This is a genomic window from Pseudomonas sp. NPDC089554 (genome assembly GCF_050280645.1).
Classification (GTDB): Bacteria; Pseudomonadota; Gammaproteobacteria; order Pseudomonadales; family Pseudomonadaceae; genus Aquipseudomonas.
This window is the reverse complement of the sequence record NZ_JBNNVR010000001.1, coordinates 202,918-217,404: the sequence shown is the minus strand read 5'-3', so window position 1 is coordinate 217,404 and position 14,487 is coordinate 202,918. Positions and strand designations below refer to the sequence as shown.

The 14,487-nt window shown below is 65.1% G+C and carries 12 protein-coding genes; 6 read left to right on the top strand and 6 right to left on the bottom strand.

The window, feature by feature from the left end; genetic code table 11:
• Nucleotides 1-1,925 (bottom strand): condensation domain-containing protein (locus ACQKPE_RS00845; protein WP_427662882.1); only part of this gene is annotated, 1,925 nt, incomplete at its 3' end.
• A 429-nt stretch (nt 1,926-2,354) separates the two neighbouring features.
• Between ACQKPE_RS00845 and lexA the strand changes: the two genes are divergently transcribed.
• The 4 genes from lexA to ACQKPE_RS00825 are packed head-to-tail and all read left to right on the top strand — an operon-like array spanning nt 2,355 to nt 8,075.
• Nucleotides 2,355-2,969, top strand: coding sequence for a transcriptional repressor LexA (gene lexA, locus ACQKPE_RS00840; RefSeq protein WP_427662881.1), 615 nt, complete (start codon nt 2,355-2,357; stop codon nt 2,967-2,969).
• The gene (imuA, locus tag ACQKPE_RS00835) at nt 2,969-3,589 is read left to right on the top strand and encodes a translesion DNA synthesis-associated protein ImuA (RefSeq protein ID WP_427662880.1); all 621 of its coding nucleotides are present in this window, start codon (nt 2,969-2,971) and stop codon (nt 3,587-3,589) included. The genes lexA and imuA overlap by 1 nt, the downstream gene beginning before the upstream one ends.
• Nucleotides 3,589-5,007: a Y-family DNA polymerase gene (locus ACQKPE_RS00830; RefSeq protein ID WP_427662879.1), complete on the top strand. Its 1,419-nt coding sequence runs from the start codon at nt 3,589-3,591 to the stop codon at nt 5,005-5,007. Before imuA ends, ACQKPE_RS00830 begins: the two co-directional genes overlap by 1 nt.
• Nucleotides 5,004-8,075, top strand: coding sequence for an error-prone DNA polymerase (locus ACQKPE_RS00825; protein WP_427662878.1), 3,072 nt, complete (start codon nt 5,004-5,006; stop codon nt 8,073-8,075). The genes ACQKPE_RS00830 and ACQKPE_RS00825 overlap by 4 nt, the downstream gene beginning before the upstream one ends.
• A gap of 1 nt (nt 8,076) precedes the next feature.
• On the opposite strand, the gene ACQKPE_RS00820 is transcribed toward ACQKPE_RS00825, so the two are convergent.
• The 5 genes from ACQKPE_RS00820 to ACQKPE_RS00800 all read right to left on the bottom strand — a co-directional run bounded on the left by ACQKPE_RS00820 (nt 8,077) and on the right by ACQKPE_RS00800 (nt 12,897).
• On the bottom strand, nt 8,077-8,904 hold the full coding sequence (locus ACQKPE_RS00820; RefSeq protein ID WP_427662877.1) for an aldo/keto reductase: 828 nt from the start codon (nt 8,902-8,904) through the stop codon (nt 8,077-8,079).
• On the bottom strand, nt 8,901-9,728 hold the full coding sequence (locus ACQKPE_RS00815) for a hypothetical protein (protein ID WP_427662876.1): 828 nt from the start codon (nt 9,726-9,728) through the stop codon (nt 8,901-8,903). The genes ACQKPE_RS00820 and ACQKPE_RS00815 overlap by 4 nt, the downstream gene beginning before the upstream one ends.
• A complete protein-coding gene (locus ACQKPE_RS00810) occupies nt 9,725-10,813 on the bottom strand; it encodes an AAA family ATPase (RefSeq protein WP_427662875.1) in 1,089 nt (362 codons plus the stop codon). Before ACQKPE_RS00810 ends, ACQKPE_RS00815 begins: the two co-directional genes overlap by 4 nt.
• A 36-nt stretch (nt 10,814-10,849) precedes the next feature.
• Nucleotides 10,850-11,938 (bottom strand): hypothetical protein, encoded by a 1,089-nt coding sequence (locus tag ACQKPE_RS00805; protein WP_427662874.1) that lies wholly within the window; start codon nt 11,936-11,938, stop codon nt 10,850-10,852.
• Between the two features lie 74 nt (nt 11,939-12,012).
• The gene (locus ACQKPE_RS00800) at nt 12,013-12,897 is read right to left on the bottom strand and encodes a LysR family transcriptional regulator (protein ID WP_427662873.1); all 885 of its coding nucleotides are present in this window, start codon (nt 12,895-12,897) and stop codon (nt 12,013-12,015) included.
• A 120-nt stretch (nt 12,898-13,017) separates the two neighbouring features.
• Here ACQKPE_RS00800 and ACQKPE_RS00795 point away from each other — a divergent pair, with 120 nt between their 5' ends.
• Together ACQKPE_RS00795 and ACQKPE_RS00790 are read left to right on the top strand one after the other, a co-directional pair.
• A complete protein-coding gene (locus tag ACQKPE_RS00795; protein WP_427662872.1) occupies nt 13,018-13,716 on the top strand; it encodes a CoA transferase subunit A in 699 nt (232 codons plus the stop codon).
• Between the two features lie 34 nt (nt 13,717-13,750).
• Nucleotides 13,751-14,410 (top strand): CoA transferase subunit B, encoded by a 660-nt coding sequence (locus ACQKPE_RS00790; RefSeq protein ID WP_427662871.1) that lies wholly within the window; start codon nt 13,751-13,753, stop codon nt 14,408-14,410.
• The last annotated feature ends 77 nt before the right edge of the window (nt 14,411-14,487 follow it).

The window sequence follows — 14,487 nt, the reverse complement described above, 5'->3', positions numbered from 1 at the left end:
AAGCCGTTGTTGCGCACCAGGCGCACGATGGCGCGGTGCGGCACTTGCACGCCCTTGGGGGTGCCGGTGGAGCCGGAGGTGTACATCACATAGGCGATGTCGCCTGCGTCGATCGACTGTGCTGGGGTTGGCGCGGCGTCCTGCTGCGCGGGCAAGGCTTCCACATCGATGAGCTGCACACCGTCGGGCACTGCCGGGCGGGTGTTGCCGACCAGCAGCCAGGTGCAGCCAGCGTCGGCCAGTACGCGTGCCAGATGGGCCGCAGGCGCGTCCATGTCGACCGGGACATAGGCAGCACCGCGTTGCACGATCGCCAGGATCGACACCACCAGCGATGCACTACGCGGTATGCGCAGGGCCACCCGGTCACCCGGGCCGATGCCTCGGACGTCCAGGTGTTGAGCCAAGTGCTCGACACGCTGGGCGAGCTGGCGGTAGTTCAGGGTGTGCTCGCCTTCCACGAGCGCCAGGGCGTTTGGCCGACGGCGCACCTGCTCGGCAAACAGCGCAGGCAGGGGCTGGTCAGCGGGGTACTCGCGGGCAGTGGCGTTGAACACCTGGAGAACCTGATGCTGCTCATCGGCGTCCAGCAATGGCCAAGCGTGTAGCGGCCGGTTCGGTTCGGCGAGTACCTGATCGGCCAGGCGCTCCAGGCGACGCAGGTGCGCTGAGATCTGTTCGGCAGTGAAGCGCTGTGGGTCGTAGTTGAATTCCAGGAAGGGCTCGATCAGCGCTTCGTAGTCACGCAGGTAGATCGCCAAGGGGTAGCGCTCATAGCCGTTGTGCCACGTGCGCAACACCGTCCGGGTCGCCCCGAACTGGAGGTCGCCGGCGAACTGCTCGACCGACAGCATCACTTCGAACAGCTGGCCGGCGTGCCCGGCCTGGGTCCGTAGCTCGCGGTGCAGGGCCTGCAATGGGTAGCGTTGGTGGCGGTAGCTGCGTGGGACCTGGTTGGCGACTTGCTGCACGCTGTGGGCGAAGCCGGCCTGTGGGTCGACCTCGATGGCCAGTGGCAATACCGACGAAAACATGCCTGCCGTGCGTTTTTGCAAGGCGTTGGCGCGGTTGTGCACCGGCAGACCGATGACCACCTTCGAGCGTTGGTCGGTCATGCGGCTGAAGTAGCCTGCCAACAGGGCGCTCAGGCAGTGGCTCAGGCTCGCGCCCTGGGCGCGGGCCAGGTGCGTCAGCGCCTCCAGGCGTCGTCTTCCCAGTGTCCAGGTGGCCTGGGCGCTGGGCAGGTGGGCGTTGCTGGCGACCTGTAGTTGCACGGGGGTATCGAGCGGTTGCAACAAGGGGTCAGGTAGCGTCGGGAACTGCTCCAGCCAGTAGGCGCGTGCCTTGGCGTAGCGCTCGGAGACCAGGTATTGCTGGTCCTGCGCCGTGAAGTGTCGATAACCCTGGGCCAGTTGCTCATCCCACTGCGGTTGCTCGCCACGCATCAGCTGGTCATAGGCATTCGTGACCGCGTTACCGACCAGGCTCACCGAGGTGCCGTCGCAGACCAGGTGGTGGTAGCGGCTGTTCCACAGTGCATGGGTGTCAGAGAGTTGGAACCACTCCATGTGCCACAGCGGTTGTTCATGCAGGGCGAAGGGCGTGCGGTTCAGTTCGCCGATGGTCGCCAGGGCCCGGGCATGGGCATCCGGCTCGGCGCGCCAGTCGTGGTAGCTGACTGGGGGCTCGAGCGAACTCAGCACGCGCTGCTGGGCGTGCCCGTCGTGCTCGCGAAACACCAGGCGCAGGGCATCGTGCTGGGCGATTACCGCGTGAACGGCGCGGGTGAAGGCCTCGAGGTTTACCTCGCCGTGCACTTCTATGGTGACGCCGATGTTGTAGGAGGGGGTATCGGGGGATAACAGCTGGTCGAGCCAAACGGATTGCTGGGTAGAACTCAACGAAAACCAATGCGGTTCGATCATGACACGTCCATGAGAAATGAGGGCTGAGGCAAGCCGGTTCCATACCCCCGGAACCAGCACAAACGTGTGGCGTTTTCCCTGCCACTTAAGCGTCGAAGAACACCGACGCTCGGCTCGGGTCGCTCACTTATCTACCCCTCATGACCTGTCCCGTTCTGGCCGTGCGCAAGGCTAAGCGTGGCTGCGAAGAAGGGTCAACGGGGGTAAAAGGCCAGATGGTAAGAGATGTGATGTCTGACACGTAAAGTCGTTCGTGAAACAGTTTGTTCTATGTGTGGAACAGTGTTTTGGGTGGCATGACATCCCACGACCTGGCAATCCACCCGTTCGAACAGCAAAAGGTGAATCGGTTCCTCAAATGGGTGGGCGACAAAAGGGACTGAATGGACGACAAAAGGGACTGGCCAGGGTGCGAGCAAAAGAGTACAAATGTACTCCATGGGAAACATGACTCCCAAACGCCGCGCCATTCTCGCGTTCATCCGCGAGCGCATCGACCAGGGCCAGCCGCCGAGCCTGGCCGATATCGCCGAGCGCTTCGGTTTCGCCTCGCGCAGCGTGGCGCGCAAGCACATCACCGCCCTGTGCGAGGGCGGCTTCATCGACGTCACGCCTAACCAGGCGCGGGGCATCCGCCTGGCCGAGCCCCTGCGCCGGCCGGAGGTCCTCGACCTGCCCGTGCTGGGCCAGGTGGCCGCCGGTGCGCCGATCGGCCCGGACCTGGGCATCCACGAAAAACTGCTGCTCGACCCCAGCCTGTTTCGCCGCACCCCCGACTACCTGCTCAAGGTGCGCGGCGACTCGATGGTCGACGACGGCATCTTCGACGGCGACCTGGTGGGTATTCGCCAGCAGGGTGAGGCGAATGACGGGCAGATCGTCGTCGCCCGCCTCGATGGCGAGGTGACCATCAAGCGCCTGCAACGCACCCCTGGCGGCTACCGCCTGTTGCCGCGCAACCCGGCCTATGCGCCGATCGACGTGGGGCCGGAGCGCGAGTTCTTCATCGAAGGCGTGTTCTGCGGCCTGCTGAGGCGTGACTGATGGGCGCGGTGGTCGACCTCGACGGCCTGCTCGAACAGCGTCGGGTATGGCGCGGGCGCCAGGCCCAGGCACGCCCGCTGGGGTTGCAGCCCACCGGCCACGAGGCCCTGGATGCACGGCTGCCAGAGGGCGGCTGGCCTGCGGCAGCGCTCAGCGAGCTATTGCTGGCCGGCCCCGGTTGCGGTGAGCTGCACCTGCTGTGGCCAAGCCTGGCGCGGCTGACCGCGCAGCAGGGGCGAGTGGTGCTGGTGGCGCCGCCTTTCTTGCCTTATGCCCCGGCCTGGCAGGCGGCGGGGGTCGACCTGGGCTGGTTGGTGCAGATCGAGGCCGAGCCTGGCGAGGCCTTGTGGGCCGCCGAGCAATGCCTGCGTTCAGGCAGTTGCGCGGCGGTGCTGTGCTGGCCTGAACGTGCCGACGACCGTGCCTTGCGTCGTTTGCAGGTGGCTGCCGAGACCGGTCAGGCCCTGGCCTTCGCCTGCCGCCCGCAACAGGCCGCGCACAACCCGTCGCCAGCCGCCTTGCGTATCGCCATCGATGCGTGCCCGGCGCAATGGCGGGTGCTCAAGTGCCGGGGCGGGCTGGCCCCGGCCAACCCCATCGCCTGCCCAGGGTGGGAATGATGCACTGGGCTTGTATCCTGCTACCGCAGCTGGCACTGGATACCGTGCTGCGCGGGCGCAGCGACGCCGATTCGCCGCTGGTGCTGGTCAGCGGGCCGAGCCAGCGACGGGTGCTGCAAGCGGTCAACCCGGCGGCGGCTGCGCTTGGCTTGCGCGCCGGGCAGCGCCTCACCGCTGCACACGCCTTGGCCGAAGGCTTCAGCTGTGTCGCGGCCGACCCCGCGCGCATCGAGCAGGTACAGCAATTGCTCGCCGCCTGGGCCTACCGCTTCAGCGCCCAGGTGAGCCTGCATTACCCGCGTGCCTTGTTGATGGAAGTGGGCTCCAGCCTGCAACTGTTCGGCCCCTGGCCGGCTTTCGAAGCACGCTTGCGCCAAGAATTGCAGGCCCTTGGCCTACGTCACCGGATTGTCCTGGCCAGTAACCCGGTGGCGGCGCGCATGCTGGTCAATGCCCATGACGGCTTGGCCGCCACCTGCCCCGAACAGACCCGCGCCGCCTTGCTGCGCATGCCCCTGACGCGTATCGGCTTGCCCCCCGAGAGCGCCGAGGCCTTCGCCCGCATGGGGCTGCGACGGCTGGCCGAAGTGCTGGCATTGCCCCGCGAGGCCCTGGCCCGGCGCTTTCCTGCACAGGTGCAGTTGCACCTGGATCAACTGCTGGGCCTGCGCAGCCTGGGCCTGGCGTTCTACCAGCCGCCCGACCGCTTCGAGTCGCGCCTGGAACTGAACTTCGACGTCGAGTCGCACCAGGCACTGTTGTTTCCCCTGCGCCGCTTGCTCAACGACCTGGCTGCCTTTCTTGCTGGCCGTGACTGCGGGGTGCAGCGCTTCGTGCTGCACCTGGAGCACGGCGAAGGGCCAGACACACTGCTCAAGGTCGGCCTGCTGGCCGCCGAGCGCGACCCCGCGATGCTCTTCGAGCTGGCCCGCGGGCGCCTGGAGTCACTGCGCATTCCGGCCCCGGTGCGCAACCTGCGCCTCTTGGCAGAAGACTTGCCGGCCTTCGTGCCGCAGCACCAGGCGCTGTTCGACCCCCGTGCGCAGCAAGCCCAGCCGTGGCAGCAGTTGCGCGAACGCCTGCGCGCGCGGCTGGGCGACGGGGCCGTCAAGGGCCTGTGCGCGGCCGCCGACCACCGTCCTGAACATGCCTCGCTGGCTGTGGAGCAAAGCACCCGGCCTAACCTGCACATCGCCCCCGGCAGTCGCCCCGGCTGGTTGCTGCCCCAGGCCCAGGCCTTGCCGTGGAGGGCGCTGCGTTATCAGGGGCAGGCCGAGCGTATCGAGTCGGGTTGGTGGGATGGCGGTGACGTACGCCGCGACTACTACCGCATCGAAACCCGCGAGGGTTTGCGCGGCTGGGCCTACGAAGACCTGTCCCGGCCCGGCACCTTGTGGCTGCAAGGCTGGTTCGCATGAGCCTGCCCGGTTATGCCGAACTGCACTGCCTGTCGAACTTCAGCTTTCAGCGCGGGGCGTCCAGTGCCGAGGAACTGTTCGCCCGGGCCAAGGCGCAAGGCTACACGGCCCTGGCGATCACCGACGAATGCACCCTGGCGGGCATCGTGCGTGCCTGGCAGGCGGCGAAGGCGCATGGGCTGAAGCTGATCGTTGGCAGCGAGGTACAGGTACAGGGCGGCCCCAAGCTGGTGTTGCTGGTCGAGAACCTGGTCGGCTACCAGAGCCTCTGCGCCCTGGTTACCCGTGCTCGACGCCGAGCCGAGAAGGGCACCTACCAGTTACTCGCCGAAGACCTGCAGGCCCATTGCCAGGGCCTGCTGGCACTGTGGGTCGCCGAAGACCCGGCCGATGCCGCGTGGTTGCAGGCGTTGTTTGGCGAGCGCCTGTGGCTGGCGGTGCACTTGCACCGGGGCTGCGACGACGAGGCGCGCCTGCAAGGCCTGCTCGCCTTGGCCAGACAACGGGGCATCCGCGCCGTGGCCTGTGGCGACGTACACATGCACAGCCGCGGGCGCCGCGCGTTGCAGGACTGCATGACCGCCATCCGCCAGCATTGCAACGTGGCCGATGCCGGCGAGCACCTGTACCCCAATGGTGAGCGCCACTTGCGCCCGCGTGGACAACTGGCCGAGCTGTACCCCGCCGAGCTGCTGGCCGAAACCCTGGCCATCGCCGAGCGTTGCCGCTTCGACCTGGGTGAATTGCAGTATCAATACCCCCGTGAGCTGGTCCCCGAAGGCCACAGCCCGGCCAGTTGGCTGCGCCACCTGTGCCAGGCCAGGTTGCCCGAGCGCTGGCCGCAGGGGGCGAGTGGCGAAGTACTGCAAGCCCTGGCGCGTGAGCTGGCATTGATCGAGGAGCTGGGCTATCCGAGCTACTTCCTCACGGTGCACGACATCGTCGCCTTCGCTCGCCGCCAGGGCATCCTCTGCCAGGGGCGGGGTTCGGCGGCCAACTCGGTGGTGTGCTACGTGCTGGGCATCACCGAGCTCGACCCTACGCTGCACCACCTGTTGTTCGAACGTTTCCTGTCCCGCGAGCGCAACGAACCGCCGGACATCGACGTGGACTTCGAGCACGAGCGCCGCGAAGAGGTGATCCAGTACGTGTTCCGCCGCTATGGCCGACACCGCGCGGCGCTGACGGCAGTGGTCAGCACCTACCATGCTGCGGGCGCCGTGCGTGACGTGGCACGGGTGCTGGGGCTGCCGGCCGACCAGGTGGATGTCCTGGCCAAGTGCTGTGGGCGCTGGAGCGACCGCATTCCCGACGAGACACGCCTGGCCGAGGCAGGCTTCGAGGCGCAGAGCCCGTCGTTGCGGCGCATCCTGGTGCTGGCGGGCGAGCTGATCGGCTTTCCCCGGCACCTGTCGCAGCACCCGGGAGGTTTTGTCATCAGCGAACAGCCGCTGGACCAGCTGGTGCCGGTGGAAAACGCCAGCATGCCCGAGCGCACGGTGATCCAATGGGATAAGGACGACCTGGACATAGTCGGTCTGCTCAAGATCGATGTGCTTGCCTTGGGCATGCTCAGTGCCTTGCGTCGCTGTTTCGATCTACTTGCCCTGCACCGGGGACGCCATCTCACTCTGGCGAATATTCCTCCTGGCGACGAACCCACTTACGACATGATCTGCCGTGGCGAAACCATGGGCGTGTTCCAGATCGAGTCGCGGGCGCAGATGGCCATGTTGCCCAGGTTAAAGCCGCGCAAGTTCTACGACCTGGTGATCGAAGTGGCGATCGTGCGGCCGGGGCCGATCCAGGGCGACATGGTGCACCCCTACCTGCGTCGGCGGCTCAAGCAGGAGAAGGTCACTTACCCCAGCAACAAGCTCAAGGCCGTGTTCAAACGCACCCTGGGCGTACCGCTGTTCCAGGAGCAGGTGATGGAACTGGCGATGGTCGCCGCCGACTACACGCCGGGCGAGGCCGACCAGCTGCGCCGCAGCATGGCGGCCTGGAAGCGCCACGGCGGCCTTGAACCGCACCGTGAACGCTTGCTCGCCGGCATGCTGCGCAATGGCTATGACCTGGAATTTGCCGAGCGCATCTTCGAGCAGATCAAGGGCTTCGGCAGCTATGGCTTCCCTGAATCCCACGCAGCCAGCTTCGCCTTGCTGTGCTATGCCAGCAGCTGGCTCAAGTGCCATGAACCGGCAGTCTTCACCTGTGCGTTGGTCAACAGCTGGCCCATGGGCTTCTACAGCCCCGACCAGCTGTTGCAGGAGGCTCGCCGCCAGGGCATCGAGGTACGTCCGGTGGACGTCTCGCACAGCGACTGGGACTGCACCCTGGAACCCGCAGACGAGGGTGAGTTGGCCATCCGCCTGGGCTTGCGCCAGGTGCGCGGCTTTGCCCAGGACGCGGCACAACGCCTGGTTCAGGCCCGGGGGCAGAGGCCCTGGCGCGATGTCGAGGACCTGTGCCTGCGCGCAGCGCTGGACAACCGCGCCCGGGCCCGGTTGGCCGACGCGGGGGCCTTGCACGCCCTGGTGGGCGACCGACACCAGGCGCGCTGGCAGGTGGCGGCGGTGCAGGAGCCGTTACCCTTGTTCGCCCAGCTGGAGGCAGCGCCACAGCCCCAGGTAAGCCTGCCAGTGCCGACGCCGGGCGAGGACCTGTTCGCCGACTACGCCACCCTGGGCACCACGCTCGGCCCGCACCCGCTGAGCCTACTGCGGGCGAAGTTGCGGGCGCTGGGGTGTCGCAGCTCGGCCGAGCTTGCGCAAGTAGAGCATGGCGACAGCATCGCCGTGGCCGGTATCGTGGTCGGTCGCCAGCGACCACAAACCGCCAGTGGGGTGACCTTCGTCACCCTGGAGGACGAGCATGGCATGCTCAATGTGGTGGTCTGGCGCGACCTCGCCGAACGCCAACGGCGGACGCTGGTGGGCTCGCAACTGCTAAAGGTGAGTGGGCGGCTGGAACAGGAGAGCGGGGTGCGGCATTTGATCGCGCGGCGTTTGGAAGATGTCAGCCCGCTGTTGCGCGGGCTGGATGTGCGCAGCCGGGATTTTCATTGAGTCACACCATCGCCAACCGCTGTTTGCGCGTTGGCGCCGGGAAGGCGGCATCGATCGCGAGCAGGTCTTGCTCGGCCAATACCAAGCCTTGCGCCGCCGCATTCAAGCGCACATGCATCGGGTTCACCGCCTTGGGAATGGCGATCACCCCCGGCTCGCGGGTAACCCAGGCCAGGCATACCTGTGCCGCTGTCACGCCATGGCGCTCGGCAACCTGCGCCAGCACCGGGTGGCGCAGCAGGCGCCCGGCCTGGGCCAGCGGGCAGTAGGCCATGGTCGCCAGGCCCTGGGCCTGGCTCCAGGGCAGCAGGTCGAACTCGATGCCGCGCTCGGCCGGGTTGTACAGCACCTGGTTGGTGGCGCAGTTGGTATTGTCCAGCTCATGTAGGTCGGCCAGGTCGAAGTTGGAAACGCCCCAGTGGCGGATCTTGCCTTGTTCACGCAGGCGCTCGAAGGCCTCGACGGTTTCTTCCAGCGGGTACTGGCCGCGCCAGTGCAGCAGGTACAGGTCGATGCAGTCAGTGTCCAGGCGCTTGAGGCTACGCTCACAGGCGGTCGGCACGCCGCGCTGGCTGGCGTTGTGCGGGTAGACCTTGCTGACCAGGAACACCTGGTCGCGGCGCCCGGCGATGGCCTGGCCCACCACTTCCTCGGCGCCGCCTTCTGCATACATCTCGGCGGTGTCGACCAGGGTCATGCCCAGTTCGATGCCATGTTGCAGCGCGGCGACTTCGGCGGCACGTTGGGCCGGGTCTTCGCCCATGTACCAGGTGCCTTGGCCGATGGTGGACACGCGTGGGTCTGCGCTGAAGGGGGTCGATGTCGTCATGGTTTCAATCCGTAGCTGTTGAAGACAATCCGGGCCACGGCCAGGTAGGGCTCGCGGGGCTCCAGGTGGCTCTTGGCCTCCGCCAGTTGCTTGGCGGCCAAGGCGCGAAGCCTGGTCTTGAGCTTAGGATCGCTTTCCAACTGCATCAGTTCGGTCAGCTCCAGCGCGCTCTCGATAGCCGCCTTGACGCGGGTTTCCTTGAGTGCACGCGCGATCACCAAGTCCTCACGCAGCAAGCCATAGACCTTGATCGAGGCATCACCCTTGCTGCTGAGCGCCCGCACGCCACCTTGCGGCAGGAACTCCAAGTGCTCCAGTGGTTGATCCACGCAAGGGTCGAGCAGCAGGGCCTGTTCGGTATTGGGCTGGGCATGGTCGCGCCAGCGCATTGCTTCATCATCCACCGGAAAGAGGTTTGCCTTGCCCGACATCCCTACGCTCTTGTCGTCGAATACCTTGGTGCGCTTGCGGTTGCAGTCCATGCACGAGGGCAGCAGGTTGTCCCAGTCCGCCGCCAGCCAGTAATAGCCTGGCTTGACCATTTTCTCATCAATGACCACGGCACCCTTGGGGCGGAAGTGTTCGACATCTTCAGGGCCGCCAGCGGCGTAGTTGAATTCGCAATAGGCACATTTCTTGTGGAACAAGGTGCGCAGGGCGTCAACGACATCAGCCCCTTTGTAGGCCTTGTAGTTGTATGGGGGCACAGGAATTCGATTGGGAGCCTTCACTACCTTGTCGATGGCTGCCTCGGTTTCCTTGTGACCCGCTGACGTCGTGCCCGATAGGCTGGCTGGCGCAGGGCCGCGTGGGACGTGGATCATGCTTGATCCTCCTGCCCGTCGTTCGACACGCTGCTGAGCTCGCTCCACAGCGCCTGGAGCTCGTTGATGGCGCCCTGGCTGACCTGCGGGGCGAGCGCCTGGCTGGTAGCCATGCGTTGCGCGATGAACTGGTCGGCCGCCTCGAACACCAGGCGCTCACGGGGTGTCAGGCCCATCCGGCGGTCAGCCTGCAATTCGTCGCGCAGCCGATTGAGCTCACTTTCCTGTTCGGCAGTACGTTCCTTGATGGCCAGCAACTGGTAGTACTGCTCGAACAGCAGCTCGGAGTCCATGTCATCGGTTGAGTGCATGCCGAAGTAGTCCGAGGCCAGCAACTGGTCGACCCGCATGTGACGGGGCGAGGGTAATTGCGTGTTGTCGCTGGTCAACGCGGTGATCTGCCCATCGAGGCGGCGGGTGAGCACGGCGATTTCATTACTGTCCAGGCCACGTAGTGTCAGGGGTTCATGGCTGGTGGCGATAAATTGGATACGCGGAAAGACCTCGCGCAGGCGCTGCACGATACGCATCCGCCAGCGTGGATGCAGGTGCGCGTCGACCTCGTCGATCAGCACGATGCCCTCGGCGGTGGCCATGTCCTGCCAGCCGTGGCGCATCACGCTCATGATGTCCAGCGCCAACGCCAGAACTGCCTGGTAGCCACTGCTGACCACCGCCAGGCTTTCATTGCCGCTGGGGCTCTGGACGATGATCTGACGGTTGCGCCTGGCCAGAGTGACCCCGTCGCTTCTGGGCAGCAGCGAGGCCAGCGCGCGGGCGAAGCGGTTGAAGTCGTCGGGTTTCAGGTCATTGAGCCAGGGCATGCCGTTGTCGAGCAGGCGCGTGGGGTCGAAGAGGTTTTCGATCTTGCTGCGCTGGGCGATGGAGTCGAGCGGGGCATCCAGCTTGCCCATCAGTCGCGTAGCACCATAGGCCAGCACCATGACCTTGGGCTCGGGCGGGGTGATGGTGATGCGGTTCGAGCGGCGCACCAGGCTCATGACGATCGGTTCGGACATGCCGGACAGCTCGATGCGCACTTCCCCGGTATTGGCCCCGTGGCGCAGCAGGTCGGTGGCCTTCACGCCCAGCTTGTCGACGCCGCTCTGGCCGACCAGCGCTCAGGCCACGGCTTGCAGCAGGGTGCTCTTGCCGCTGCCGTTTTCGCCCAGCAGCATGAACCACGAACCCACCAGCTCGGCATTGGGCTTGGGTTGCAGCTCTAGGTGCTCCACGGTGCGGATGTTGTCCAGGGTGATGCGCTCGATGTACTGCGACACGCGATACAGCTGTTCTGGGGCTTGCGCTTGTTCTACCGAGAACGACTCGAATTCCTTGGTGCGTTGGGTCAGCTCTTCGGAGGCGCTGGACAGCAGTTGGTCGTTGTCCGAGGGGCTACTGGCGCCCAGGGCGGTGGTGAAGTCGAGGAAGGTCGACAGCTGTTTATGCATGGCAGGTTGGCGTTCGACCATGCTTTGCGCCCACGCCTGGATGAACTGGCGATTCAATGCGCAGAACGACATTTTTGGTGCAGTCAGTCCCCTCAGTTGTTCGATGAGATTGCCTGGGAGCCGGCCTGTACTGCTCGACATTGAGGGTTCTAGCAAGGCCTGCAGCCTGAGGACGTTGTGCTGTCGGGCCCTTACCAGGTTGCTTCGGTTCAGCCCGAGAATGTCGATCGTCACTTGCCCGCGTGGTGATTGGCTGGTGACCCTGCCATCGTCCAGGTAAAGGAACACGCCCTCGACTTCATCCTGTGACGGGTCGAGGATCAGGTTATGTTCCTGCCGCAAGGCCTCAGCTTCGGCTCCGACCTTGGCACGCGGGCCTTCGACGGGGAAGCGCGAGCCCTTCAGGGCGTTGCACTCGGCGCAGGAGGGCAGGTAGTTGCTCCATTCGAAGGCCAACCACCAGTAATGGTCATCGGACACTTCGCCCTTCAGGTCGATGGCGCCTTGGCGAGGGCGGAACACATCGATATCCATCTGATCCAGGTATTGCTCGCAATAAGCGCATTTATGCATGTCGCGCTCGCCCCACAATGCCCTGATCGGCGGGTGCAGTAGCGAAGCGACAGGCTGGAAGGAGAAGCGACTCTGCGCACGCTTGGCCTTGGGCTGGCTGTAGAAATCCACTGCTTGGGCACGCAAGCCAGCCAAGCGCTCTGAGGCAAAGATATCCGGCGTTGGCCCTCGGTCGAATCTGATCATCCCTGATGCTCCTGTGGGGGCGAAATGTTGGAACCCATCCTAGCGTAGGGGCATTTTGATGGCGATGCTCTGTGCTAGACAGGCGGGTTTTCCATCAACACCTCGAGCAACGCCTGGGCCGCTGTCGACAGCTTGTGGTCAGCCAGGGCGATAACCCCAATACGCCGCTCCACGGTCGGTTCCACCAGCGCCACGCAGCGCGCGCCCAGCTCCTGCATCTGTTCGATGCACAGCGCTGGCACCGCGCTCACCCCCAGGCCGTTGGCGACCATGCGCCCGATGGTCGACAGCTGGTGGCTCTCGAATGCCACCGACAGCTTGCCGTGCGCGGCTGCCAAGTGCTGCTCGAGCAGCAGGCGCACCGCCGAGGGGCGTTGCAAGGCGATGAAGTCTTCGGCCAGCAGTTCGCTCCAGCGCACCTCGGGCTGCTGCGCCAGGGGGGAGTCGCTGGGCACCACCGCGACGAAACGGTCCAGCGACAGCGGATGAAAACGCAGGCTTTCGAGGTTTTCCGGTTCGAAACCAATGCCCAGTTCGACACGTCGATGACGCACCAGCTCCATGACCTGCTCGTTGATCACGTCGTGCACCGTGACATTGACCCGCGGGTAATGCTGGCGGAACACCTTCAGCGAACGCGGCAGCAGGTTGCCGGCAAAGGCCGGCATGGCCGCCACCGACACCCGGCCCAGTTGCAGGGTGAAACGTTGGCGCAGCATTTCCTCGGTATCGTCCCAGTCGGCCAGCAGGCGTCGGGCCAGGGGCAGCAATACTTCGCCCTCGGCGGTCAGGCTGACGCTGCGGGTGGTGCGGGTAAGCAGGGCGCCGCCGAGGTTGTCTTCCAGCGCCTTGATGGTGAGGCTCAGGGCCGGCTGGGAGATGTGCAAGTGCTCGCCCGCCTGGGCGAAGCTCTGGTACTTGGCCACGGTGACGAAGGCGCGCAGTTGCTTGACGTTCATGGCAGGCCTGATGGTTGTTTTGTAAAAGTTATCAATCGATGACGAAAACAAAATTAACAAATCAGTCGCCAGCGGTGAAGATGCCAGCACTCGCTCAAACAACTACAAAGGCGGATCAGCATGGCCGGACTGGACAAGCGCGTAGCAACCTATGAAGAGGCCCTCGACGGCCTGACCGACGACATGACCGTACTGGCGGGTGGTTTTGGCCTGTGTGGCATCCCTGAGAACCTCATCGCCGAAATCAAGCGTCGTGGCGTCAAGGGCCTGACCGTGGTGTCGAACAACTGCGGCGTCGATGGCTTCGGCCTGGGCGTACTGCTCGAAGACCGCCAGATCCGCAAGATGGTCGCCTCCTACGTAGGCGAGAACGCCGAGTTCGAGCGCCAGCTGCTTAGCGGCGAGCTGGAAGTGGAACTGACACCGCAAGGCACCCTGGCCGAGAAGATGCGCGCCGGCGGCGCCGGTATTCCGGCCTTCTACACCGCCACCGGCTACGGCACCCCGGTTGCCGAAGGCAAGGAAGTGCGCGAGTTCAACGGGCGCAAGTACATCCTCGAAGAATCCATCACCGGCGACTTCGCCATCGTCAAGGGCTGGAAGGCCGACCACTACGGCAACGTGGTGTACCGCAACACCGCGCAGAACTTCAACCCGCTGGCCGCCACCGCCGGCAAGATCACCGTGGTCGAAGTGGAAGAGATCGTCGAACCGGGCGTACTGCTGCCCAGCGAGATCCAAACCCCGGGCATCTACGTCGACCGGGTCATCGTCGGTACCTTCGAGAAGCGCATCGAAAAGCGCACCGTCAAGGCCTGAGCACCTTCCACAGAACAACAAAGAGATCCTGACCATGGCACTGACCCGCGAACAGATGGCACAACGCGTCGCCCGTGAATTGAAGGACGGCTACTACGTCAACCTCGGCATCGGCATCCCCACCTTGGTGGCCAACTACGTGCCCGCCGACATGGACGTGATGCTGCAATCGGAAAACGGCCTGCTTGGCATGGGTGAGTTTCCTACCGAGGAAACCATCGATGCCGACATGATCAACGCCGGCAAGCAAACCGTCACCGCCCGCCGCGGTGCGTCTATCTTCGACTCGGCACAATCGTTCGCCATGATCCGTGGCGGCCACGTTGACCTCACCGTGCTGGGCGCCTTCGAGGTAGACGTAGACGGCAACATCGCCTCCTGGATGATCCCCGGCAAGCTGGTCAAGGGCATGGGCGGCGCCATGGACCTGGTGGCCGGTGCCGAAAACATCATCGTTACCATGACCCACGCATCCAAGGATGGCGAGTCCAAGCTGCTGCCGCGTTGCAGCCTGCCGCTGACCGGTGCGGGCTGCATTCGCAAGGTGCTGACCGACCTTGCGTACCTGGAAATCGAAGACGGTGCGTTCATCCTGCGGGAGACCGCACCGGGTGTGAGCATCGAGGAAATCGTCGCGAAGACCGCCGGCAAGCTGATCGTGCCGGACGACGTGAAGGAAATGACCTTCGGGTAAGGGGATGGACCCACAACCCTGTGGGAAAGGGCTTGCCCGCGAAGGCGCCAGTGACTGCACTGGCGTGCTCGCGGGCA

Excerpts from the sequence above, each read along its gene's own strand:
- ACQKPE_RS00830 (WP_427662879.1), top strand. The coding sequence starts at position 3,589 with ATGCACTGGGCTTGTATCCTGCTACCGCAGCTGGCACTGGATACCGTG.
- ACQKPE_RS00800 (WP_427662873.1), bottom strand. The coding sequence starts at position 12,897 with ATGAACGTCAAGCAACTGCGCGCCTTCGTCACCGTGGCCAAGTACCAG.
- ACQKPE_RS00820 (WP_427662877.1), bottom strand. The coding sequence starts at position 8,904 with ATGACGACATCGACCCCCTTCAGCGCAGACCCACGCGTGTCCACCATC.
- lexA (WP_427662881.1), top strand. The coding sequence starts at position 2,355 with ATGTACTCCATGGGAAACATGACTCCCAAACGCCGCGCCATTCTCGCG.
- ACQKPE_RS00825 (WP_427662878.1), top strand. The coding sequence starts at position 5,004 with ATGAGCCTGCCCGGTTATGCCGAACTGCACTGCCTGTCGAACTTCAGC.
- ACQKPE_RS00795 (WP_427662872.1), top strand. The coding sequence starts at position 13,018 with ATGGCCGGACTGGACAAGCGCGTAGCAACCTATGAAGAGGCCCTCGAC.
- imuA (WP_427662880.1), top strand. The coding sequence starts at position 2,969 with ATGGGCGCGGTGGTCGACCTCGACGGCCTGCTCGAACAGCGTCGGGTA.
- ACQKPE_RS00790 (WP_427662871.1), top strand. The coding sequence starts at position 13,751 with ATGGCACTGACCCGCGAACAGATGGCACAACGCGTCGCCCGTGAATTG.
- ACQKPE_RS00805 (WP_427662874.1), bottom strand. The coding sequence starts at position 11,938 with ATGATCAGATTCGACCGAGGGCCAACGCCGGATATCTTTGCCTCAGAG.
- ACQKPE_RS00815 (WP_427662876.1), bottom strand. The coding sequence starts at position 9,728 with ATGATCCACGTCCCACGCGGCCCTGCGCCAGCCAGCCTATCGGGCACG.